This window comes from Leifsonia sp. HAY1-4F, assembly GCF_056755275.1.
In genome coordinates this window covers 1-22,259 of record NZ_JBNDHX010000009.1, presented here as the reverse complement: position 1 = coordinate 22,259, position 22,259 = coordinate 1, and the positions used below count along the sequence as shown (strand labels likewise).

15 protein-coding genes are annotated in these 22,259 nt (G+C 67.2%); 7 read left to right on the top strand and 8 right to left on the bottom strand.

The window, feature by feature from the left end; genetic code table 11:
- Positions 1-3 precede the first annotated feature (3 nt).
- The 3 genes from ACPYOG_RS03405 to ACPYOG_RS03395 form a co-directional block, all read right to left on the bottom strand.
- Positions 4-1,254 (bottom strand): sugar ABC transporter substrate-binding protein, encoded by a 1,251-nt coding sequence (locus ACPYOG_RS03405; protein ID WP_481292853.1) that lies wholly within the window; start codon positions 1,252-1,254, stop codon positions 4-6.
- Between the two features lie 86 nt (positions 1,255-1,340).
- Positions 1,341-2,348: a LacI family DNA-binding transcriptional regulator gene (locus tag ACPYOG_RS03400; protein WP_481292852.1), complete on the bottom strand. Its 1,008-nt coding sequence runs from the start codon at positions 2,346-2,348 to the stop codon at positions 1,341-1,343.
- Positions 2,349-3,008: 660 nt separating this feature from the next.
- Positions 3,009-4,025: a LacI family DNA-binding transcriptional regulator gene (locus ACPYOG_RS03395; protein ID WP_481292851.1), complete on the bottom strand. Its 1,017-nt coding sequence runs from the start codon at positions 4,023-4,025 to the stop codon at positions 3,009-3,011.
- A gap of 442 nt (positions 4,026-4,467) precedes the next feature.
- Here ACPYOG_RS03395 and ACPYOG_RS03390 point away from each other — a divergent pair, with 442 nt between their 5' ends.
- From ACPYOG_RS03390 to ACPYOG_RS03360, 7 genes are all read left to right on the top strand, one after another.
- Positions 4,468-5,508: a LacI family DNA-binding transcriptional regulator gene (locus ACPYOG_RS03390; RefSeq protein ID WP_481292850.1), complete on the top strand. Its 1,041-nt coding sequence runs from the start codon at positions 4,468-4,470 to the stop codon at positions 5,506-5,508.
- Between the two features lie 184 nt (positions 5,509-5,692).
- On the top strand, positions 5,693-6,334 hold the full coding sequence (locus tag ACPYOG_RS03385; protein WP_481292849.1) for a hypothetical protein: 642 nt from the start codon (positions 5,693-5,695) through the stop codon (positions 6,332-6,334).
- Positions 6,335-6,426: 92 nt separating this feature from the next.
- Positions 6,427-12,639, top strand: coding sequence for an RHS repeat-associated core domain-containing protein (locus ACPYOG_RS03380; RefSeq protein ID WP_481292848.1), 6,213 nt, complete (start codon positions 6,427-6,429; stop codon positions 12,637-12,639).
- Positions 12,640-12,727: 88 nt separating this feature from the next.
- On the top strand, positions 12,728-13,417 hold the full coding sequence (locus ACPYOG_RS03375; protein WP_481292847.1) for a hypothetical protein: 690 nt from the start codon (positions 12,728-12,730) through the stop codon (positions 13,415-13,417).
- 47 nt (positions 13,418-13,464) lie between these two features.
- Positions 13,465-13,833: a hypothetical protein gene (locus ACPYOG_RS03370; RefSeq protein WP_481292846.1), complete on the top strand. Its 369-nt coding sequence runs from the start codon at positions 13,465-13,467 to the stop codon at positions 13,831-13,833.
- Positions 13,834-13,847: 14 nt separating this feature from the next.
- On the top strand, positions 13,848-14,348 hold the full coding sequence (locus tag ACPYOG_RS03365) for a hypothetical protein (protein ID WP_481292845.1): 501 nt from the start codon (positions 13,848-13,850) through the stop codon (positions 14,346-14,348).
- A gap of 375 nt (positions 14,349-14,723) precedes the next feature.
- Positions 14,724-15,155 carry a hypothetical protein gene (locus ACPYOG_RS03360; protein WP_481292844.1) on the top strand — a complete coding sequence of 144 codons (432 nt, stop codon included), beginning with the start codon at positions 14,724-14,726 and terminating at the stop codon, positions 15,153-15,155.
- Positions 15,156-15,308: 153 nt separating this feature from the next.
- Here the strand turns inward: ACPYOG_RS03360 and ACPYOG_RS03355 are convergent, their stop codons facing one another.
- The 5 genes from ACPYOG_RS03355 to ACPYOG_RS03335 all read right to left on the bottom strand — a co-directional run bounded on the left by ACPYOG_RS03355 (position 15,309) and on the right by ACPYOG_RS03335 (position 22,181).
- Complete coding sequence (locus tag ACPYOG_RS03355) at positions 15,309-17,456, bottom strand: RICIN domain-containing protein (RefSeq protein ID WP_481292843.1); 2,148 nt, start codon at positions 17,454-17,456, stop codon at positions 15,309-15,311.
- A gap of 74 nt (positions 17,457-17,530) precedes the next feature.
- Entirely contained in the window at positions 17,531-19,045 is a 1,515-nt protein-coding gene (gene arfA / locus ACPYOG_RS03350) for an arabinosylfuranosidase ArfA (protein ID WP_481292842.1), read from the bottom strand.
- 12 nt (positions 19,046-19,057) lie between these two features.
- Positions 19,058-20,347, bottom strand: coding sequence for a family 1 glycosylhydrolase (locus tag ACPYOG_RS03345; protein ID WP_481292841.1), 1,290 nt, complete (start codon positions 20,345-20,347; stop codon positions 19,058-19,060).
- Positions 20,344-21,225 (bottom strand): carbohydrate ABC transporter permease, encoded by an 882-nt coding sequence (locus ACPYOG_RS03340; protein ID WP_481292840.1) that lies wholly within the window; start codon positions 21,223-21,225, stop codon positions 20,344-20,346. Before ACPYOG_RS03340 ends, ACPYOG_RS03345 begins: the two co-directional genes overlap by 4 nt.
- Positions 21,222-22,181, bottom strand: coding sequence for a carbohydrate ABC transporter permease (locus tag ACPYOG_RS03335; protein ID WP_481292839.1), 960 nt, complete (start codon positions 22,179-22,181; stop codon positions 21,222-21,224). Before ACPYOG_RS03335 ends, ACPYOG_RS03340 begins: the two co-directional genes overlap by 4 nt.
- Between the last annotated feature and the right edge of the window lie 78 nt (positions 22,182-22,259).

Below are 22,259 nucleotides of genomic sequence, written 5' to 3'. Positions count from 1 at the left end.
GTGTTACTTGGTTGCTGCTGCTGCAGCGCTCTGAGCGGCCTTCAGCGCCGCCTCCGGCGTCTGCGAACCACTGAGCGCATTCTGCACCGCTCCCCAGAGCTGCTGCGAGATCTTCGGGTAGTTGGTGCCCAGGTTGTCGCTGGTGCGGCCCTTGGCTGCGGCCACCGCGTCCACCCACGGCTTCAGGTCTGCGTTCGCCGCGACCTGCTCCTTCTGCGCCGCCTCGGTGGGGGCGATGTAGGAGAGGGTGGTGTCGGTCGTCACGAAGCTCTTCGTGCTGGTGAGGCACTCGGCGATCTTCTTCGAGGTGGCGTAGCGTCCGGTGTCCTTCTGGACGGGGATGGTCATGAACTCGCCGCCGGTCGGGGCCGGTGCTGCGCCTCCATCGATGCCCGGGATGGTGAGGATGCCGTAGTCGATACCGGCCTTCTTCACGTTGCCGAGCTGCCAGGTGCCGTTCTCGCCGAACGCGTAGTCACCGGTGGCGAACTCCTGCCACGAGGTGGTCTGCGTGTTGTTGATGACCGAGTTGGGGGCGTAGCCCTTCTTCAGCCAGTCCGTCCAGAGCGACAGCGCCTGGGTGGCCTTGCTGGAGTCCAGGTGCTTCAGGTCGGCGCCGGAGCCCCAGAACCACGGAAGGAACTGGAAGCTGCCTTCCTCGGTGCCGATGGCCGAGAAGGTGATGCCCTTCTTGCCGGCCGCCGTGACCTTGGCGAGCGCTGCGGTGAGGCTCGGCCAGTCCTTGACCGACGCGATGTCGACGCCGGCCGCGTTCAGCACGGTCTTGTTGTAGTAGAGGGCCAGCGTGTTGGCGCCGATCGGCACGCCGTACGTCTTCCCGTCGACCTGGCCGGCAGCCAGGATGTTCTTCTGGATGGCGGACGTGTCGAGCTTGTTGTCGGACGTGCTGGTCAGGATGCCGGCGTCGGCCAGCGTCGAGACGACCGGGTTGTCGACGAGCAGCAGGTCGGGCGAGCTTCCCTGCTGGCCGGCGAGGAGCGCCTTGTTGGTCAGGTCGCTGGTGTCGTAGCCGGTGCGCTTCAGGGTGACACCGGCCTGGGTCCCGCACTGCTCGACCAGCTTGGTCCAGTCGGCGGATGCGTCGAACTGGGGGTACGGATCCCAGAACGTGTAGGTCCCGCCTGCGCTGCTGGTCGAGCTGGAGCCCGAGCCCGAGCAGGCGGTGGCGCCGCCGATGACGGCGGCCGCGAGAACGGCGGCGCCGATGATGCGGGCGCGCTTGTGTGCGATCACAGTATTCCTCCTTGAATCGTGCATTGCTGGTGTGTCTTCATCCGGGGAGCGCCGCGTCGGTGCGGGCGCTGCGTGTCTGTTCGGGTTCATGCGGTGCTCCCGCGGATCGTGAGTTCCGGTGCGATGAACCGGGTGACCGGGGCTCCTGCGAGCTCCGGTGATGCGATCCGGCGCACCAGTTGCCGGACCGCGTTCTGGCCCAGCTGATCGGGCGAGCTCTCCACCGCCGTGTAGGGCAGGGAGAACGCTCGGCCGAAGTCTTTGGAGTAGAGGCTGGCCACCGACAGGTCCTCCGGGACCCGCGTTCCGCGGGTGGCGAGGACCGAGGGCAGCGCTGCGATCGTGGCGTCGTTGTGCACGATCAGGGCGGTCGCGGTGGGACGCGCATCCAGGATGGCGTTCATGCTCTGGCCGATGGCCGGCTGCTGAGCCTCGCCGAAGTAGGGGTGGATCTGGATGCCGTACCGGGCCGCGCGCTCGAGCGCCGCATCCCGGAACCGCCAGCCGTACGCGCCGCCGCGGTCGAAGACGTGCTTGGGCGGCGAGACCACGATGATCTCGCGGTGCCCGAGCCCGTAGAGGTGGTCGACCAGGATGCGGGCGGACTCGCCGAAGTCGAGGTCGAAGACGTCGAGGCCCTCTGTGCGCTTCGGGAGGCCGACGAGGGCTCCCGGCTGCGCGGCGGCGCGGAGGGTCTCGAGGCGCGGGTCCTCGTGGACGACGTCGAGCAGGACGACGCCGTCGACCATCCCGGCGCTCGTCACCCGGCGGAGGGCCGCCGTGGCGTCGGTCTCGGTGACCAGGAGGATGTCGTAGCCGAACTCGCGTGCTGTGTCGGACACGGGGAGCACGTACTGGAGCATCGCCGGTGCGAACTCGTCCTGGTGGAACTGGGTGAGCAGGCCGATCACCATGGTCTGCGACGTGGCGAGCGCGCGGGCTCCGGCGTTCGCCGTGAAGCCGAGGGCGAGGATGGCCTCGTCGATGCGGGCCCGGGTGGAGGGGGAGATGGACCGCTTGCCGGACAGGGCGTACGAGACGGTGCTCGGGGATACGCCCGCGTGGCGGGCCACATCGGTGATGGTGATCGCCATGGCGCCTCCTCGGGCCTCTCGTCGTTGATGCTGGCTGGGTTCGGGTCCGGCTTTCGCGGGAGTTTGTCGAACCGGTTCGATCAATGTAGCGCCTCGATGCGGTCCTGACAAGTCGAACCGGTTCGATTCGTCGAAAACTTTGCCGGGAGGTGTGTGGATGCGGTCGGTTGGCCGCCCGCGGGCTTGTGCGGTGCGCCGCCGCACGCTCTAGTGGGGTGGGCTGCCGCGGGTCTCGCCGGCCTCGGTGTCTCTGCGGTCGTTTGCAACGTTTGCGGGTGCTCGCCCCACCGCACATGTTCCGAACGTGCGCGTGTCCGGCCGCGCGCTGACTCGAAGCGCACCTGACGGCGATCGAGCTCCGCACACCGACCGCCCCGCGTCTGCTGCCGTTTGTAACGTATGCGGGTGTTAGCCTCACCGCACACGTTCCGAACGTGCGCGTATTCGGCCGCGCGGCGACTCGAAGCGCATGTGCCGGGGGTCGGGCTCGCACGCCGACCGACCTGCGTCTGCTGCCGTTTGTAACGAATGCGGCTGCTCGCGCCACCGCACACGTTCCGAACGTGCGCAGACATGCGAGCGTCGGCGCCCGGTCGCAGCGCTACCCGGATTGCGAAGCAGGGCGCCGGCCCAGCGGTCTCCCGCGGGCCGTCTCGGCGGTCAGCCGACGGCGCGCGTGCTGCCGCGATCGACGAGCGCCGGCTCGATGAAACGGACCACCGGCGCGCCGGCCTGCTCGGGCGCCGTGATGCGCAGGATGAGGCGGCGCACGGCCTCCTGCCCGAGCGCGTCGGGCGACGTCTCGACCGCTGTGAACGGGAGCGAGAAGGCCTGCGCGAAGTCCTGGGAGAACACCCCGATGACCGACAGATCGTCCGGGCAGCGGATGCCGCGCTTGTCGAGGTACGACGGTAGCGCCGCGATCGTCGCGTCGTTGTGCACCACGATCGCCGTGGCGTCCGGGGATGCGGCGAGGGCCGCATCCAACTCGTCCACGATGCCGGGTTGCCGTGACTCGCCGTAGTGGGGGGCCAGCCGCATCCCGTAGCGCGCCGCGCGTTCCAACGCCGCATCGCGGAACCGCCAGGCGTAGGAGCCGCCCCGGTCGTAGACCTGTCGGGGCGGGGTGATGAGGACGATGTCCCTGTGGCCGAGCGCGGCCAAGTGGTCGACGATGAGCCGCGCCGCCTCGCCGAAATCGAGATCGAAGGAGTCGAAACCTTCGCCGTTGCGGGCGTAGCCGATCAGCACGGCCGGCTGCGTCGCGCCGCGAAGGGGCTCCAGGCGTACGTCGTCGTAGGTGACGTCGAGCAGCACCGCACCGTCGACCATCGCGGATGACGTGGTGCGGCGGACCGCGTTGACCAGATCCGGGTCCGTCACCATCAGCAGGTCGTAGCCGTGGTCGCGCGCGGTCGTCGAGACCGGGAGCACGTACTGCAGCATCGCCGGCGCGAACTCGTCCTCCTCGAACTGCAGATACAGTCCGAGCACGTTGGTCTGGGAGGTCGCGAGCGCCCGCGCGCCGGCGTTGGGTGTGAATCCGAGCTGCTCGATGGCCTCCTGGATGCGCGTCCGCGTCTCCTCGGAGATCGCGCGCTTGCCGGACAGTGCGTACGACACCGTGCTCCGGGACACCCCGGCGACCCGCGCGACGTCCCCGATCGTGGCAGCCATCGTCACCTCCAGGCTGCGATTCTCGCACGTCGCGCCTCCTTCGCTCGCGCACTGGCCTCTTTCGCTCCGTCGAACCCTTCGGTTCATCGAACCGTTCGTTCATCGAACCGCTTCGACCCGCTCCGCTTTTCGCCGAGGTGCTCGTTGTTGCACGCGACACGCCGCGCGCGTGCGCAACAACGAGCACTTCGGCCGCCCAGGGTCGCGTCGCCAGCCTCGCGCCAGTCCGGCCTCGCGTCAGTCCGGTCTTGCGCCGCCAGCCTTGCGTTGCCCAGCCCCACCTCCCCTACGGTGAGGTGCTCGTTGTTGCACCCGACACGCCGCGCGGGGCCGCAACAACGAGCACTTCGGCAGTCCGCCCGCGCGCAACGCACCCGCGCGCCACCCCTCGCCGCAGCATGTTCAACGTTGTAGAATGGACGGAAGCAACTCGGGAGGACCAATGGCGGCGACGCTCCATGACGTGAGCCGGCTCGCCGGCGTGTCGATTAAGACCGTCTCGAACGTCATCAACGATTACCCGTACGTGCGCGACACCACCCGTCAGCGGGTCCTCGACGCCATCGCCGAACTCGACTACACCCCGAACCTCTCAGCGCGCAGCCTCCGGTCGGGCCGGACGAACGTGATCAGCCTGATCATCCCGGAACTGCGCAACGCGTACTTCGCCGAACTCGCCGACTCCGTGATGCGGGCTGCGAGCGAGCATGGCCTGTCCGTGCTCATCGAACAGTTCGGCAACGACCGGGAGAGCGAGCTCACCGTGCTGCGCAACCGGCGCGGTCGGATGGTGGACGCCATCCTCTACAGCGTCCTCGCCCTCGACGAGTCGGACCGCCAGGCGATCGCCGAAGTGGCCACGCCGATGGTCCTGCTGGGCGAGCGCATCTTCAACGGGCCCAAGGACCACGTCACGATGCAGAACGTCGAGGGCGCCCGCGCCGCGACCGAGCTCGTCCTCGCCGGAGGCCGGCGTCGCATCCTGGCGGTCGGTGCGCATCCCGGCGAGGCGATCGGTTCAGCGGGCCTGCGCCTCGCCGGCTACAAGGAGGCGCTGGAGGCCGCCGGTATCGGCTACGACGAGCGCTTCGTCGTTCCCGCCGGCACCTGGCACCGCGCTGACGGCGCCGGAGCCATGCGTGCGTTCCTGGAGACCGGCAACGAGTTCGACGCTGTGGTGGCCTTCAACGACACCCTCGCGCTCGGCGCGCTGCGCGTCCTGCAGGAGGCGGGCTACCGGGTGCCCGAGGATGTGGCGCTGGTCGGTTTCGACGACATCGACGAGACGCACTACTCGATGCCCACACTCTCGACGATCGACCCCGGACGCGATGACATCGCCCGCCGGGCCGTCGAACTGCTCGTGCGACGAATCGAGGACGACTCAGAATCGTTCGAGCCGGAGGAGATCGCGGTGCCGTTCCGGGTCATCGAGCGGGAGTCCACCCCCGCGACGGTCCCGGCCGTGCCGACCAACGCCTGAGACCGGCCGCCATTCGCGACGGGCGGCAAACGGTGTCGTCAGCCGACGGTCCGCGAATTCCCATGCCATGAGCGGGGAGCACGTCAGAAGAAATTCCTGACGGACGGCGTCACGACTCGCTGACGCGCTCGTCATTGAGGGTGTGCACCGTTTTCTTACCCCTCTCCTAGCGATCTCTCGGCTCATGGCGGCTGGCGTCGCCACGGTGCTGCTGTGTGCTGGCGTCTCGATCGCCGCCGGGCCCGCGTCCGCGTCGGAGCCCGGTCCGGTTTCGTCGGTAGCGTGCCCGGCGGTGCAGGACGTGTCGTCCTGTGATGCGGATGGGGACACGATCCCGGATGCGGTGGAGCGCGTGGTTGTGGGCTCGGCCACGGGCGCGACCGGTCGGGAGGATCGCGATGCGGACGGCATCCCGGATTGGGTGGAGGTCATCGCCTGCGGAACCGTCACGTGCGCCTCGCCGACGAAGGATTCGGTGGGGGATGCCATCCCGGATTTCGCGCGGCAGGTCGTGTGCGGGTCGACGACCTGTCTCACCGGTAACGGCGACCTGAACCCGAACGGTGTATCGAAGTGGGCGTCGGTCGTGATCTGCGGCACGGCGAGCTGCGCCACCGGCCATGAGGACTACGACGGCGATGGCGTGTCGGACGCGATCCAGTTGGCCGCGTGTGTTGTGGGGCGGGATGCCCTGGCCAGCACGGGCTCGAGTATCGCCATCGGGCTGATCGCCGCGCTGGCTGCCGGATTGATCGTCGCCGGCATCGTGCTGGCGCGGAAGCGTCATCTGTTCGCCGCCGCACTCAACTCGGGCGCTGCGTCCTGATGCGCGGGTTGGTGGTGCGCCGAGCCTCGGAGCGCGGGTCCTCCGCGCGCAGGTCCTCCGGGCGCGGGTTGTGGCTCCGCGGTTGCGTCGCGGTGATAGCACTCGCGGCAGTCGTCGCGGTGGGGACGGTGACTCCGGCGGAGGCGTCGCCGTTGGAGGTCGCCCGGCGAACGGCTGCCGCGACGCTCGCAGAGGTGCGCGCGGCGGCTGCAGTGCAGGAGGCGCGGGTCGCGGCACAGACGAAGGCTCCGGCTCCCGTCGCGGAAGGGACGGTTCGTCCGGATACGTCTTCTACCGTGGCCGCCGAGAGTCTCGGTGTGTTCGCTACCTTCTCCGGCAATGAGGTGCCGTCCGACTTGAGCGTGTCGGTGGGCGCCGCACCCGCGGATGCGCTCGTGTCCGCTCAGGCGGAGCAGCCAGGTGGCGGTGTCCCGGTGTCGGATCCTGTGCAGATCACGGCGAAGGACGCTGCAGGGAAGCAGCAGACGAAGTTCCCGGCGAAACGCATCCACACTCGGGGCGGCGGCAAGAACGGCCCCGTCGTCTCCGACGTCGTCCCGGGAGTCGCGTTGAGCCTCAAGCCCGATCAGGCGAAGGTGACGGCGAACGGCCTGGATACGAGGACGCTGCAGCTTTACACCCGCGAGAAGTCCGGTGACCCGTGGGTGGTTCTTCCGTCGTATTTCGACGCGAAGACGGGCATGGTGAAGGGAGAGTCGACGCACCTGTCCGAGTTCGTGGTGATCGGGATGAAGTTCGTCCCGCCGCCCGGGCCGGTGGTGGTGCTGGACCCGGACAACGACGAGGGCCACGTGTCAACGCCAGCGCCTCCGACTTCGGAGCTGGGGTTCAACATCCGGTTGGCGCAGCTGGTGTCGGGGATGTTGCAGCAGGATTGCCGGGCGTCCGTGGTGATCACCCGGCAGGATGTGTCGGTGCCGTTCATCAGCCGGGACACGCGTGCAGGCATCGCGACGAATGCGAGCCCGGTGCTCACGCTCGGGATCGGGTTCAACACGTTGGATGGTGTCGCGTGGGGTGGGAGCGATCCATCCCTGGGCGGTTCCCAGTCGTATTCGCGCGGTGGGCCGGCGGATGACCAGCTGTCGTTCTCCCTCGTCGGAAACCTGCCCACGTATACGGGACGTCCGGCTCAGAACATGGGCAACAACGGCAACTTCCCGGGCTCCGAGTTCGATGGTGTGCCGGGCGCGTTGACGCATCTGGAACCGCTGTTCATGGACAACAACTACGACCGAGCCGTGATCGACAACGGGTTCTCCCACATCGCCGATGGCGTGCTGACCGGTTTGGGCAAGTGGTTGGAGACTCAGGGTTTCGATTGCACCGACCCGGTGACCGGTGGCTGGCCGTCCCCGCCCTCGGCGGCGGAGCTCGCCCGGTTGCGCCTCCTCAGCCTGCAGAATTACCTGACCTACGGCGGAGAGCCGTTCTCCTTCTCCACGGGCAACCTGGTCGAGCAGGAGAAGCTGTTCTCGCTTCCCGGGCTGGGCGGTTCGTCCACCGATTTGACGCTGTTCTACAACTCCCAGGATGGCCGGTTGTCACGGGTGGGCGCCGGGTGGTCGTTCGGTCTCGGCGCCCGAGCGCAGCGGTTCAGCGATGGCAGCGTGATGGTGGTTCGCGGTGATGGGGCGAGTTTTGTGTTCACGCCGGACGGCCACGGCGGCTATGTCGCCGATCCCACCTTGCATCAGACGCTGTCCGAGCAACCCGGCGGGCGACTCCTGCTCACGGACGTATCCGGTGAGTCGTGGCTGTTCGACGCCGGAGACATCGAAGGCATCGGCGAACTGGTCGCGCACACGGACGCCAACGGCAACACGACGACGCTGACGTATGGCGCGGCTGATGCGAACACCCAGCAGTTCGTACCGCTCACCTCCATCACCGTCCCGGGCGGCCAGGTCATTCAGGTCCAGTCTGACGCTCTGGGCCGTGTGACCGGGTTCACCCGTCCGGGCGGGGACCATTGGGGTCTGTCGTACGACGCGGCCGGAAATCTGACGACGGTCACTCTCCCGGACGGGCGCACCCACGTCTTCACGTATGACGGGTCACACCAGCTGCTGACCGGCACGGATGCCACCGGTGCGCTGTACCTGAAGAACGAATACGATGCCGCCGGCCGGATCGTGAAGCAGTGGGACGCCGCGGGGAAACTGCGCACGCTGGACTACTCGACCGCCGGACAGACGACCTACACGGACACTCTGGGCCGGGTGAGTCGGTATTTCTACGACGCGGCTTTCCGGATCACGAAGGTGAAGCATCCCGACGGGAGCACGGCTTCTTTCGAGTTCGACGCGCAGAACAACGTCACCCGTTCGACGGACGAGAACGCGCACACCACGACGTATACCTACGACGGGTCGGGGAACATCCTGACCGAGACCTCGCCGGCTGGTGCCGTGACGAAGTACACGTACACGCCGACCGGACTGCTGGCCACCCGAACGGACGCGGGCGGAGCGAAGGGAGCCGCGCGGACGTGGGCGTACGACTACGACGCCTCCGGGCGGCTGACCGTGACGCATCAGCCGGATGGCACCACCATCACGAATCAGTACGACGGGACAGGAGCGCTTGCCGCCTCGGTCCAGCCGTCCGGCGCGACCACCACCTACGGGTACGATGCCCTGGGCAACATCACCACCGTCACCAATCCCAGCGGTGCGGTCACCCGGTACGCCTACGACAGTGCCGGCCGGATCACCGCGGTGACCGACCCGAACGGGCACACCACCCGTTACGCCTGGGACAACGGGGACCGCGTGACCACCGTCACCGACCCCTCCGGCAGTGTGACCTCGTACGGGTATGAGCCCAACGATCACGTCTCGCAGGTCACGGACCCGACCGGTGCCGTGTCGAAATACACCTGGGATGCGTTCTTCCACCTCACCCAGGCGACGAACGCTGCCGGCGGCGCCACCGCCTACACGTACGACAGCGAGGACTCCCTACTCGGGGAAACCAACCCGTTAGGTGCGAAGACGGTATATTCCACCGACGGGCGGGATCGGGTGACCTCAGTCACCGACCCCAACGGCGGGACGTGGACGCGCACGTACGACGGAGTCGGTCACGTCACCGGTGTCACATCTCCGGCGGGAGCGAAGACGACGTACCGGTACGACGCCGTCGGGAACCTGATCTCGCAGACGGACCCGGTCGGTGCCACGACGAAGTATTCCTACGACGGTGTCGGTCGCCTGGTCGGCCAGACCGATCCCGACGGCGTCTCGACGCGGTTCGGGTACGACGTGATGGATCGCATCACCGAGCTCACCGACGGCGATGGAAAGCACACCGACTACGGGTACGACGCCGATGGCAACCTGATCTCCGTTACCGACCGCAAGGGTGGCACCACCCTGTTCACCTATGACGCGGCCGGGCGAGTCACCTCTTCCACGACGCCGATGGCCGAGACGACCCGTTATGGATACGACCCGGCCGGGAATCCGACCACGGTGACGGACCCGCTCGGTCGGACCACCACCACCAGCTACACTCCCACCGACCGGGTCGCGACGACCACGGACCCCGCCGGACACACCACTGGCTACACCTACGACGCCGCCGGTCGACGCATCGCGGTGACCGATCCGAACGGGCACACCACCTCGTACGGCTTCGACGGGGGCGGCCGGCAGACCTCGCTGACCGACGCGACGGGGGCCACCACAAAATATGCGTACGACCGGGCCGGGCAGCAGACCTCCGTCACCAGTGCGAACGGCAACGAGACCGTCTACGGGTATGACCCGGCCGGCCAGCTCACCCGCGTCGTCGAGGGCTATCGGAAGGGTGCGAAGCCTGCTTCTGATGTGAACGTCACGACGTCGTACGGGTACGACCCCGACGGCAACCTCACCACCGTGAAGGACCCGAACGGGCACACCACCCGCTACACCGTGGATGCGGCGGGCCGCACGACCAGCGAGGTGAACCCCGTGGGGAACACCACCCGCACGACTTACACGAAGGCCGGCCGTACCGCGACGACCGTCGCCGGGACCGGGGCGACCACCGCGTTCCGCTATGACCAGCGCGGCGACCTGATCCGCCAGGACGCTGCCGGCTCGATCGCGACGTACGAGTACGACCCGGAGCAGCACCTCATCGCAGTGACCGACCCGGGTGGGGTGACCGGTTTCGTCTACGACAAGGACGGCCGCACCTCCACCCAGATCGACCACCAGGGCGGGAAGCTGCTCACCGCCTACGATGCGGCCGGTCAAACCACTGGGCTGACCCTCCCGACTGGGCAGCGGCTGACCTACACCTACGACCAGGTCGGGAAGGTCACCTCCCAGGCCTCTCCCTGGGGTTCGCTCAGCTACGCCTGGGACCCCGCAGGCAACCGCACCACCCAGTCGCGCTCCACCGGCCTGAGCACCGGGTATCAGTACGACCCGGACAACCGGGTCACCGCGATCGCCCACACCACTCCGCAGCCCGCAGCCGCACAGGCACCCGCCTCGACTCCGACTGCCGCTCCGTACGCCAAGGGAGACGCTGCGGCGGCCAAGTGCACGGGCGTCGCCGGATACCTCGGCGCCCGCGCCAGAACCAAAACGGAGGCGCCGCTGTGTGAACGCACTGCTCCCTACCTGGACGGGCGTACCCTGCCCACGCCGGCCAACCCGGTCGCGGACGGCGGATCGCTGTCGTACCAGTACGGCTATGACGGCGACGGGAACGTCACCACCGCCAGCCGCACGATCACCGACCAGGCCGCCCGGCTCGCCACCATCGGACAGCCGGGACAGGCGGTTGTCGCCAAGCCGAAAACCACGAAGACGTCGACGACCTTCGCCTACGACGCTTTGGACCGCCTCACGGCCTCCACGACGGCTGCGGGGGAGAAGAACAGCTACGGGTACGACCCGGCGGGCAACCGCACGGCCTGGTCTCGAACAGGTGCGAGCGATGGAAACTTCACGCAGCAGGCGACGTACAACGATGCCGACCAGCTCACCCGGACCGACACGTCCGCTGCAGCCCGGGGCGTCGCGGCCGGTATCGCCACCTACTCCTACGATGGCGCCGGGAACCGGGTCAACCAGTCCATCGGCGGAGTCTCCACCCAGTACGGCTACAACCCGGCCGGCCAGACCACCCAGGTCTCTCGCGAGGGCCGCACCACCGACTACGACTACGACGGCCTGGGCCGTCGGGTCACCACCACCGACTCCACCGGGCACGGCTCGGACACCACCCACACCGTCTACAACGGACTCGCCCCGGCACAAACCACGAGCACCGGCACCGGAACGGCGACCCAGGTCCGCGACGCACTCGGCAACCTCGCCGAGCATGTCACCGCAAACGGCGACGCCACCTGGGACCTTCTGGACCGCCTCGGCTCCACCGTCGCCGGCGCCAACGGCCCCTCGATCACCCAACTCTCCACGTACGACGACTGGGGCACCCAACAGTTCGCCACCACCGGCTGGTCAGCCCCCGAGAACTACACCGGAGAAACCACCGACCCCACCCAGGGCCTCAACCACTACAACGCGCGCACCTACGACCCGGGCACCGCATCCTGGACTTCACACGACACCTACCAGGGCCTCCTCACCCAGCCGCAGTCCCTGCACCGCTACGCGTACGCCTGGAACAACCCCACCAGCGACGTGGACACCAACGGCAACCGCTGCGCGAGCGTAAACCCCTCCTCCGACGCTCTCCCTCTCGGCTGTGGAGTACCACCCGTCCAAGCCCACGACAACGTCAGCAAGCCGCCCACACCACCGGCCCCGCCCGCGCCAGCAAGACCTTCACCACCAGCTAAGCCCAAGGCCGACGGCCCCAACTCACAGAGCAACATCCTGGACCGTCATACGGTTGATGGATGGATCAAGTTCTTTGACGGGTTCGGCTTCTGGGCAGGAGTGATCGCAACGGTCACGTCTCTCGCAGGGTGGATTCTTCTCATCACCGGCATTGGAGCAGCGGTCACGCCCGTTCTTTTCCTGGTTGGTCGCATCGCCGGAATCGCAAGCACGGTCGCAACGTGCATCGGAGCGCTAGCAAGCAGCGTGAGCTCGAGATTTAGTTACGCGGATTTGGTGGGATGTGCCCTGGGCGCGATCAGTTCCGGAATTGGCTTGTCGCGACAGGCTCTTCGGGATCTTGTCGGAGGGTTTGCAACACGAAGAGAGATTCTGGACGCAATTCGTGCATTTGACCAGATCACAGCTGGTATAGGAGTCAACTTCAATTTGCTCGGTTTGGTTACTAGCTTGGCAGGGGTACTGACTGGTGCGTGACCCATGGAGTTCGCGTTCGCGCAAGCGCTTCTTTTTCCTGGCTAATGTGGCGGCGTGGGCAATCTATGTCCCAGTCGTTTGCATTTGGATGAACATTTACTCACCCGGGATCTTTGGATTTCCGCTCCTCGCGATCCTGGTGCTCGTTACATTCCTCATTACACCCGCGATCGTGCGGCTGATGTTGGCTTACACCCCGGGTTACTTCTTTCTCACCAAGCTTCGCTATTCGGAGGATGTTGCGCGGCAGGTTTCGTTGTTGATGGACCGTCGCTTGTCGCCGCAGGGGTCGTCCGCTGCTTCGGACTGGGGAAACATCGTTTGGCGCCGTTCATCTCGGCAATCGACGCCGGCACGTCTGTCGATCCGAACGGACTGGGATGCGTGGGTATTCGTGGGTGCGCGCCTTCTGGGCGCGCCGACACTTGAGCCGCGTAGGAGTTCTCTCGCTCGGGTTGATTTCACGCCCGAGGGTGTGCGGCTGCTGGCGGGGTACGTGTGGCCTGGTGTTGTTTTGGAAGTGCCGACGTCCGCGATCGTGGGCGTGTGGAGTGGTTCGGAGCTTCCCACCATCGGGGGCGGCAACGTGTTTGTGCTGGCCGTCGCCAGCGATGAGGACCAGATACTTCTGCCGTTCCGGGTCCATCAGTGGCGAGAGGACGGGGTGAGGTCGAAGAACGTCAAGGAGTTGATTGCTCGGGTTCAAGACGTTTGGGGCGTAACTCGGAAAGCACCTCCGTCTATCCCACATATCCGACCCCGCCGGAGGAGCACGTGAAATCAGATCGAGCACGGAAGCTACGGCTCGTGGGAGGGAGTACGTAGATGGTGGATGAGTCCTCGCGCGGAGTCGGTCACCCCCACGTGTTCTCGGCGGCGAATTTCCTTCGGCTGGCCACTGGTTGCATGCTTCTCGCTATCGGGCTGGCGTTGGCGGGTTTCGGGTTGCTGTTGATACCGCACGGTGTTCCGTATGGAGTGCTCGCCGCGATCATGTTGGCCTTGATGGGCGGCACGATCGTCTTCTATCTGGTTGGGCGAGCCGTGGGCGTGTGGGAAGCGCGGTCCGGGTACACGACTCTGTCGAATCGTTACCGTGAGCTGCCGCAACTCGAATCCCGGTCCGGAAAAATCATCCGTCCGGCTGGAGACCCGTACCGTTCGCCAGCGCACCGAAGAAGCGAGACCAAGTGATAACAAACGTGATCGTGTATTCGACGATCTTCGCGTTTCTGGCCGCGGTTGTCATTGGAGCAATTCTGACAATCACGTCGATCCGACTCCATACCGTTCGACTGGCGACCTTACAACCTCGCGCCAACGCACTGACATTCACTGGGTTCAGCGCGTCGGAAACCAACGCCGTGCTCCGGCGGATCGCGAAAGCGCGGGGATCGAAATTCCATCGGACGGGGCAACGATTCACTGTTGTTGTCGATGAGTCGACAATGACTTTTTGGGGAGGATCTACCCAGCCCGAAAGGATAGCTTCCTTCCCGCTGGCAGCCATCTCAGATGTGGCCGGAGGAACGACTGAATTCGGTCGAATCACCTACCAAACTCTGTTTCTCGGCGTCAACGTTGAAGGCAAGACGTACGGCCTGCAGATTCGAGTGGCGGGGCTGAAGGGGATGAACCGCGCATCCGCCGCTCAGAGAGACGAATATCTGGGCGAGTTCCTGAAGCGGCTGCATCGTGCTGCTACTTGATCTCCCGGAATGGGATCCAATTCCATGATCGTCGGGGTGTGGAACGGGAGCAAGATCGCAACGATCGACTCAGGCCGGGTCCTCGTCGTAGTCGTTGACGCTGGCGAGGATGAGCTCCTGTTCCCGTTCGAGATCATGCGCTGGAACGACAGGCCCAGACAACGCTCGGCCGTAGATGAGCTCATTCGCCTGGTGGACCAACGTAGGCGGGGCGTGAGCGTCGCGTGAAGACCTACTCGTCACACCCGAATCAGAATGCCTGACCGCGTCAACCGGTCCAGAACAGAGGCCCACGGCTCGGAGTTCGTTTATGATGGCCGATGCTACTGGAGACCGGGTGACACTCGATGGGGACGTTGGAGTCCATCGCTACTCGTGTTGCGGGGCAAACAGCTTTCTCTGATCGATGACGGGGGTCTTGTCTTCGAATCGACTGCTGCCGATGTGGTTGCCGAGTTCACCCGCTCCGCCGGGCTGAGACTGAAGGTTGGCAGCGACGTCTTCCTGCTCTCTCACAGCGCCCCGAACGGGTCCGCTCATATGTCGCCGGCACTACTCGCCAGACAGCTCGAGCTTGACGCAGAAGTCCTCTCGGCGTTTGCCTCGCTCAGGCTAGGCAAGCCTCCAACCGGCTATTGGCGAAACTGGAGGCCATACCTCATCGCAGCCGGATGTGACGTTCACGGGACAAAGGGTCTTCTTGAGCTTCTTCTCATCCGCCTGTCGGCAGTCGTTTCGATCGTCGGGCTGGCAAGCCTGGCACTGCTCGTGGTGTGGCTGATCGCAAACGGGGGCCGCCCATTGTGACCGAGGGGGCCCAGTCCAGTCGGCCGAGGGATCCCAACCCATCGGCGATCGTGCAGTGCAGCCCACAACCCACCCGACAAAACACCCACCCACACGACCCGCACACCGAAGGGGCGGCGGCGGCCCGAATCGCCGCCGCCCCGGTCGGTCGGCTTACTGGATCCCTTCGCGGATCAGTCGCCATTGCTGGGTGGGGGTGCCGTCCGCCGTGCGCTGCTGTGCGTAGGCGCCGTCGGCCGTCGAGGCGCCGGCGATCTCGATCGGCTTGCCGCTGTTGGCGTTCGTCAGCGTCCACCAGCCTCCGGTGGCGATGGTCGGCGCCCACACCTGGGTGAGGTTGCCGGTCGGGCCCCACTGTCCGGCGCGCACGCCGTCCGCGGTCTGGGCTCCCGGGATCTCGAGCAGCTTGCCGCTGTTCACGTTGAACAGCTGGAGGCCGTTGGAGACGGGGTGGATGTTCCACACCTGGCACGCGTTGCCGGTGTCACCCCACTGGCCGGAGCCCGCGCCGTCCGCCAGGGACGCGCCCGCGATCTCCAGGTACTTGCCGCTGTTGCGGTTCGTGATCCGGAATTGCGGGTCGAGCGCTGTTGCCGGCTGGTAGAGCTGGATGGCGTCGAGCTCCGCGTAGGACGTCCCCTTGGTGAACGCGATCGTGTTCGCGCCGGCGTTCAGCGTCACCGTCTTCTGCACCCAGCCGTATCGTCCCCAGTTCACCGTCGCCGGGTAGCTGAGAGTGGATGCGGTGCCGCCGTTCACGCTGACGTTGTGCGTGGAGGTCGCACCCGTTCCGTTGTCGTAGCGCACGTTGACCGTGTACGAGCCGGCGGTCGGGACGTGGACGGTGAACGTGACGGAGCTCGTCGCGTTGTTGATGTTGCCGACCTTGCTGCCGTTCGACGCGTTCCCTTCGGTCACGAGCGAGGTGTCGGAGGTGCGCACCGCCTTCTCGGCCTCGTACTGCTGCGCATCCAGCGGGATGGAGCCCACCCGGATGTCGTTGTACGTGGTGGTGAGGTTCTCGACGTTGGTCGCCTGGTACAGCGTGCGGCCGTCCACCGAGTAGTCGATGCTCTGCGCGAAGCCGCTGAAGGTGCCGCCCTGATTGTCTGCGGCGTCGTAGGTGACCGCCATCGGCAGCCGCTCCCACGGCCCGTCGCCGAGGTTGTAGTTGACGTAGAAGTCCTGGCCGCCGTCGATGGCTCCGCTGGCGGTCAGCGCCCACTTGGATGCGACGATCACCATGCCCTTCGGCCCGCCGGTCGGAACCCACTTCACGTACGGCGACGATCCGATCCCGCGCCCGTTCGCGAGCGTGATCTGGGTTCCGATGCTCGTGGTGGGCGACCAGTTGAGGCCGTCCGGTGAGGTCTTGAAGTACACCGGTGCCGTGTTGTTGGACTGCGACGGCCGGTTGACGACCTCGAAGGTGGCCAGGTAGCGGCCGTCCGGCAGCTTGGTGACCGTGATCATTCCGGGCCGGTCGGACTGGTTGTTCGGTGCCGAGACGTTCGACTCCGCTCCCCACGTCGCGCCACCATCCGTCGAGCGCCGGTAGGCGACCGCCTGGAGGACGCCGCTCGACTTCTGCCGCTCGTCGGAGAAGTAGGCCGCCAGGCCGCCCTGCCCGTCGATGGCGAGGGAGGGCTCCCACACGGTCGAGGTGGTGGAGGTCGGGCTCGGGTCGTAGACGGCGGGGCCGCCGGTGTCGATGGTGCTCAGGTACGACCAGCTCGATCCCTGGTTCGAGCTCTTGTAGACGACGAGCCGGCTGCTCGAGCGGTCCTGCGGCATGATCATGCCGGCCAGTAGGAGAGTCCCGGCCGGAAGTCCGCCGGTGGCCTGCGGGACCTCGAACAGGAACGGCTGCGAGGTCCGCGTCAGCGTCGGGAAGTCGTTGCTGGGGACGATGTCGGTGACGTGCGCCCAGCTGGTCCCGTTGTCGGTGCTGCGATAGATCGGATAGACCTGGACGCCGTTGACGAGCACGAGCTGGTCGTACGTGACGAGCTGAGTCCCGTTCGCCGCTCCGCTGTTCTTGAGCACGATGTTCTTCGCGTACGTGGTGCCCGCCGGGCGGCCGCCCTCCGGGTTGAAGGAGGTGCCGGCGGCCGGCGAGTAGACGAGGGATCCGTTGCCGGTGGTGACCGCCGACGCCGGCGTCGCGGTCAGGGTGGTGGCGACGAGCGCGCCGGCGACGGCGCCGGCGGTGACGAGCGCACGGAGCCGCAGTGCTCCGGTTCTCGTGCCGCGAGGTCGTCGCCTCGGCGACGAACCCGACGTGGTGCGTGATGGAAGCATGGTGTTCCCCTTCTCACTGGTGACCCGTCCGCGGACGCGGCGGGATGTCACGACGTCGGGCTCGCCGTCACGTGTCAGCCCAGCAGGATCTCGGTCCAGGAGATCGCCGGGAGCTGGATGCGCAGCTGCGAGCCCTCGCGCTGGACCGGGAGGTCGCGCAGCGCGACCCGCTCGGGGTCCTCGAGGGTGTTGGCCGCATCCGGGTCCGGGTCGCTGAGGGTGCGGGCGGTGGCGGTCAGTGCGGTCGCGCCGGCGCCGAGGGCGGTGAGGTCGACGACCAGCTCGGTCGCCTCGTCGGTGGCGCGGTTGACGGCATAGAGCGCGTAGCGGCCGGCCTCCTCGTCGTGGGTGGCCACCGCATCCACGAGGGGGACGGCGCCGAAGCGCTCGGTCTCGTAGGTGCCGCTCGTCACGTCCGTTCTGAGCGCGACGCCGCGGCCGTGCGCCGAGGTGGCGGCGAACGGGAAGAAGGTCGTCTGCTTCCAGGAGGGACCGCCCGGCTCGGTCATGATCGGGGCGATCACGTTGACCAGCTGGGCGAGGGATGCGCTGGTCACGCGGTCCGCGTGCTTCAGCAGGGTGATCAGCAGGCTGCCGAAGACGACCGCGTCCGAGACGGTGTAGGTGTCCTCCAGGAGGCGCGGGGCCACCGGCCAGTTGTCGGTTCCGGTGATGCGATCGACGTTCTCGAAACGGGTGTTGTACCAGATGTTCCACTCGTCGAAGGAGATGTTGATCGTCTTCGTGCTGCCGCGCACGGCCTTCACGCTGTCGGCGGTGGCGACGACGCTGCGGATGAAGTAGTCCATGTCCACACCGGAGGCGAGGAAGCTACCCAGATCGCCGGTGTTCTCGTAGTACGCGTGGCAGGAGATGAACTCGACGGCGTCGTAGGTGTGGCTGAGGGTGATGCGCTCCCATTCGCCGAACGTGGGCATGGACGAGCTGGACGAGCCGCAGACGACGAGCTGCAGTTCGGGGTCGTACGACTTCATGGCCTGCGCCGTCTTCGCGGCCAGGCGGCCGTACTCCTCCGCGGAGCTGTGGCCGAGCTGCCACGGGCCGTCCATCTCGTTGCCGAGGCACCACATCCGCACTCCGAACGGCTCGGTGCGGCCGTTGGCGACGCGCTGCTGCGCCAGGGCGGATCCGCTGCGGTGGTTGGTGTACTCGAGCAAGTCGAGCGCCTCGGAGACGCCGCGGGTGCCCAGGTTGACGGCGAGCATCAGCTCGCCGCCGACCTTCTCCAGCCAGCTCTGGAACTCGTGGAGGCCGACCTCGTTCGTCTCGGTCGAGTGCCAGGCGAGGTCGAGCCGCTCGGGCCGCTCCTCGACCGGTCCGACCGAGTCCTCCCAGCGGAATCCCGAGACGAAGTTGCCGCCCGGATACCGCACGGTGGTCACGCCGAGCTCCTTCACGAGCTCGATCACGTCGGTGCGGAAGCCGTCCGCGTCCGCTGCCGGGTGGCCCGGCTCGTAGATGCCGTCGTAGACCGCCCGGCCGAGGTGCTCGACGAACGAGCCGTAGAGGCGGGGGTCCACCGCCCCGATTTCGGCAGACGGGTGGAGGGCGAGGTGTGCTTCGTGCATCGGATCTTCCGGTCAGTGAAGGGCGGGTCGGGCGGCGAAGGCGGGCGCCGGCTCGGCGAGGCGGACGGCATGCCGGCGATACTGCTCGGCGACGGGATTGGGTATGCGGAGGAGCCCGTCGGGCGACTCCACGAGGTCGTGCAGCCCCATGGTCAGGAGATGGTCGGCCCGGGGGCGGTCGCTGTGCCGCCACGTCCACTCGTACATGTCGAACAGCGGCCACCAGGTGTAGCCGACGACCGGTGTCCCGGCTTCGCGCAGCTCCTCGACGAGGGCGATGGAGGCATCCAGCCAGTGGATGCGCTCCTCGACGCTCGCGGTCACGCATGTCTCCGTGACCATGACCGGGGCGCCGTAGCGGGCCGCGAAGCCCACCAGCGCCTCGCGCAGGCCGTCGACGCCGCGGTCGACGCTGGGCCGCGGGTCGGCGAAGCCGCCGCCGTGGTGCACGCCGGGCTCGAACAGTTCCGTCGAGTGCCGGGGGTAGTAGTTGACGCCCATCACGTCCGGGCGGACGGCGTGGGCGCGGAACCAGTCCAGCTCGGCGTCCGTGACGGCGGGGGCGAGCCGCCCACGCAGCGGGTGGGCGTCATCCACCCGGCCGGTCACGAGGTCCTCGACCAGGTGGACCTGGTGGCGCAGCCGCTGTGCTTCGGCCCGATGCTCGGGGGCGGTGTCGTCGCCGACGTAGCTCACGGCGGCATCCACGTGGACGAAGGTCGCGCTCTCCCCGACGCGGGCTGCCAGGGCCTCCTGGCTCAGCACGAACCCGCGCGCCAGGTTGGCGGCGATCGTAGCGAAGCCGTCCGCTCCGGTCAGGTACGGGGGCCAGTATCCGTACTCGCCGGAGAACAGCGAGTGGATGACCGGCTCGTTGACCGGGGTGTAGTCGAACACCCGGTCGCCGTAGCGCTCGCCGAAACGGTCGGCGAACTCCGCGACGTTCTGCGGGTAGTCGGCCGCCGCGAACTGGCCGTCGATCCAGGTCGGCGTGCCGTAGTGGAGCAGGTCGATGATCGGGCGCAGGCCCGCCTCGAGCAGCGCATCCACGGCCCGGTCGGTCCAGTCCCAGTCCCAGCGGCCGGGCTCGGGGGAGATCCGGTACCAGGGGACGCCCCAGCGCAGCAGCTCCGCGCCCACACCGGCGGCCAGGGCGAAGTCCTCGCGGTAGTGCTCGTAGTGCTCGGTGAGCGCGTACTCGTCGATCGCCCGCTCTCCAGGCCGCTCCTGCGGCACGAAGGTGTCCTCGATTCCGAGTCCGAGGTGCAGGCGGCCGTCCTCGAACCAGCGCGGGGCCGTCACTTCAGCCCCGTGGTCGCGACGCTCTCGATGAAGCGGCGCTGCATGATGAGGAACATGACGGCAAGCGGCAGGACCGCGATCAGCGATCCGGCCATCATCGTGCCGTAGGGGATGATCCCGCTCGGCCCGGTGAGGAGGGTCAGGCCCGAAGTGATCGTGCCCATGTCCGGCGAGGTCGTGAAGACGAGCGGCCACAGGAGGTCGTTCCAGTTGTTGACGAAGGTGAAGATCGCGAGTGTCAGCAGAGCGGGGACGGCGTTCGGGAGGACGATGCTGCGGAAGATCCGGAACTCGCCGGCGCCGTCGATGCGGGCGGCGTTGTCGAGGTCCCGCGGCAGGGCGATGAAGAACTGACGGAGGAAGAAGATTCCGAAGGCGTCGGCCGCACGCGGGATGATCAGCCCGGCGAACGTGTTCACCCAGCCGAGCTGCGCCACCAGCTGGTAGACGGGGATGAGCGTCGCCTGGAACGGGATCATCAGGCTCGCGACGATGACGATCAGCACGACGCGGTTGCCGCGGAAGTCGATCCGGGCCAGGGCGTAGGCCGCCAGCGAGTCGAAGACCAGGGCGAACGCTGTGACGCCGCCGGAGAAGACGAGGCTGTTGACGAACAGCCGGCCGAACGGGAGGTCGCTGAAGATCTTCGTGAAGTTGTCCAGCGTCCACGTCCCCGGAAGGAGCGTCGGCGGGTAGGCGTTGATCTCGGAGGCCGGCTTGAACGCGGTGAAGACGATGACGATCACCGGCAGCAGCACGACGAGGGTCAGTACCAGGGCGGCCGCGAAGAGCAGCCAGCGCTCGGTGGTGCGACCGAGGCGGCGCCGGCGCGGCGCGGTGGCCGTGCGGAGCGGGCTCGGGGCGAGGGTGGTGGTCATGCGAGGTCCTTCTCCCGGCGTCCGAAGAAGCGGAACTGGATGAGGCTGAGGAGGAGCGTCGCCGCCAGCAGCACGTACGAGAGTGCGGTGGCGAGCCCGAGGTCGAGCTTCTTGAAGCCGTCCTGGTAGATCTCCATGACGACGGTCTGCGTGGTCCGGTACGGTCCGCCTCCGGTCATGACGTAGATCTGGTCGAAGGCCTGGAGCGCCGCGATCATCGCGAACACCACCACGAATGCGAGGGTGTTGCTGAGCTGGGGGAGGGTGATGCTGATGAACCGCCGCCACGCTCCGGCTCCGTCGATCTTCGCGGCCTCGTAGAGCGACTCCGGGATCTCCTGCAGGCCGGCGATGAAGATCACCATGTAGAACCCGAAGTTCTTCCAGATCGCCACGAGGACGACCGTCGGCATGGCGAGGGCCGGATCCTGCAGCACGTTCCCGAGCTGGACCCCGGCGCTCCGCAGCCAGAAGTTGAGGAGGCCGACCTGCGGGTCCAGGAGGTAGGTCCAGGCGAATGCGGCGACGGCGAGCGAGACGATGAACGGGAGGAACAGGGCCGTCCGGAAGAAGCCCCGGCCGATCAGCCGGCGGTTGGTGAGTAGGAGCGCCAGGAGGAGCGCAGCGATCAGCGCCGTCGGCGTGAAGAGCACGGTGTAGAGCGCGGTGTTGCCGAGGGTGGCGAACACCCGGGGATCGGTGAACACCTTCACGTAGTTGTCGAAGCCGACCCACTGCTCCAGGCCGAACCCGCTGGCGTTGGTGAACGACAGCCGGAGGGCCGAGATCATCGGCCAGCCGACGAAGGCGAGGAGGATGACGACCGCCGGCAGGAGGAACAGCATCGCCAGGGGGCCGCGGCGGGTGCTCCGGGGACCCGAGCGCTGTCTGCCGCCGAGCGGCGCGGGTGGGCGGTAGGGCCGCCGTCCCGTGCGGGAACGAGTGAGAGTGGTCACGATCGCTTTCGGGCTGGTGGTGGACCGCCGCCGCTGGGGACCTGTCTCTTATACACATCTGACGCTGCCGACGACGGA

Excerpts from the sequence above, each read along its gene's own strand:
- ACPYOG_RS03400 (WP_481292852.1), bottom strand. The coding sequence starts at position 2,348 with ATGGCGATCACCATCACCGATGTGGCCCGCCACGCGGGCGTATCCCCG.
- ACPYOG_RS03395 (WP_481292851.1), bottom strand. The coding sequence starts at position 4,025 with ATGGCTGCCACGATCGGGGACGTCGCGCGGGTCGCCGGGGTGTCCCGG.
- ACPYOG_RS03390 (WP_481292850.1), top strand. The coding sequence starts at position 4,468 with ATGGCGGCGACGCTCCATGACGTGAGCCGGCTCGCCGGCGTGTCGATT.
- ACPYOG_RS03385 (WP_481292849.1), top strand. The coding sequence starts at position 5,693 with ATGGCGGCTGGCGTCGCCACGGTGCTGCTGTGTGCTGGCGTCTCGATC.
- ACPYOG_RS03375 (WP_481292847.1), top strand. The coding sequence starts at position 12,728 with ATGAACATTTACTCACCCGGGATCTTTGGATTTCCGCTCCTCGCGATC.
- ACPYOG_RS03370 (WP_481292846.1), top strand. The coding sequence starts at position 13,465 with ATGGTGGATGAGTCCTCGCGCGGAGTCGGTCACCCCCACGTGTTCTCG.
- ACPYOG_RS03355 (WP_481292843.1), bottom strand. The coding sequence starts at position 17,456 with ATGCTTCCATCACGCACCACGTCGGGTTCGTCGCCGAGGCGACGACCT.
- arfA (WP_481292842.1), bottom strand. The coding sequence starts at position 19,045 with ATGCACGAAGCACACCTCGCCCTCCACCCGTCTGCCGAAATCGGGGCG.
- ACPYOG_RS03340 (WP_481292840.1), bottom strand. The coding sequence starts at position 21,225 with ATGACCACCACCCTCGCCCCGAGCCCGCTCCGCACGGCCACCGCGCCG.